Source organism: Meiothermus cerbereus (genome assembly GCF_051297115.1).
In the GTDB taxonomy this organism is placed as follows: Bacteria; Deinococcota; Deinococci; order Deinococcales; family Thermaceae; genus Meiothermus; species Meiothermus cerbereus_A.
Map to the genome: position 1 here is coordinate 1 of NZ_JBEVAL010000164.1, position 747 is coordinate 747.

Consider the following 747-nt stretch of genomic DNA (forward strand, 5'->3'; position numbering starts at 1 on the left):
GTTCCGCACTGCCCCACCAGAAGGCGCCAGGCGGGGTCGCGCTCCATCAACTTGAGGAGGCCATAGCCCAGGAGCACCGCATAGAGGTGAAAGACCAGCCCCCGGGTCTTGCGGTAGGGGCGTTCGCTCAACCCCCACCGATCCAGGCTGGAAAAGACGCTTTCGACCATCCGGTGCCCTCGCAAAAAGTACTCTTCCCGCCGGGTATGGGGCCTCATGTTCCGCTTGTGCTTGGCAATCAGATCCACCCCCTGCCGGGCTACCTGCGCCTTGAGCGCCCGGCTCAGATAGCCCCTGTCCCCCGTGACAACCCGATACCTCAACCCCTCCAGTAGCCGCACAGCCACCACCACATCATGCGCGTGGGCTGGAGCCAGCAGCACCCGTTGCAAAAAGCCCTGCTCATCCACCAGCGCGTGTAAGCGCAGCCCGTAAAAGTACGTACGGTTGGCGTGGTCACGACCGATGCTACCGGGGAGTCTGACCCGCTTCGCCCGCGCCAGGGCGGCGGTGGGCAGCTTCTTGGAATCCATGTGCAGACAGGGGGCGGGGTTGAGCAGACCGGTCAGGGCTTTGATGGCCAGAATCACCTGGCGGAGTAGCTGCGCCTTGCGTTCACAGAAGGTGGAGGGTGCAGGCACCTGATGCCCATGCGAACGCAGCCAGTACAGCAGATCCTGGGCGTAGCGGAAGCGCCAGAGGTGCTGGTAGACGGCCAGGGCGATGATGAGCTCGTCGCTGTAGCAG

1 protein-coding gene is annotated in these 747 nt (G+C 64.0%); it reads right to left on the reverse strand.

Annotated elements, in window-relative coordinates; genetic code table 11:
- Positions 1 to 747: IS982 family transposase (locus ABWU19_RS14965; protein ID WP_435902422.1), on the reverse strand; the 747-nt coding region annotated here is incomplete at both ends.